Source organism: Xenorhabdus sp. KJ12.1 (assembly GCF_963876495.1).
GTDB lineage: Bacteria > Pseudomonadota > Gammaproteobacteria > Enterobacterales > Enterobacteriaceae > Xenorhabdus > Xenorhabdus stockiae.
In genome coordinates, this window is the sequence record NZ_CAWNQH010000051.1 from 1 (window position 1) to 241 (window position 241).

Sequence of the window (241 nt, forward strand, 5' to 3'; positions counted from 1 at the left end):
GACGGTTTCTATCAAAAACCGCCGCCTTAACATCAATCTATCCCAGAGAGATAATGCCTTGGCTTTCATGTTACTCCGGACATTCGTGATTAACGTGACACCTTCCGCTTCCAATTCATCACATAAAGCCTGGGATAAGTATCCTTTATCACCATACAAACAGCCTGTTAATCCTTTTGTCAGCGCTTTGACTGGCTGGCGATCATCCGTGTTTCCTGCGGTGAGTTTCACGGCTAACAAT

General features: G+C 45.2%; 1 protein-coding gene. It reads right to left on the bottom strand.

Annotated elements, in window-relative coordinates; genetic code table 11:
• On the bottom strand, positions 1-241 hold a 241-nt coding region (locus AACS92_RS04705), incomplete at both ends, for a transposase (protein ID WP_153044812.1).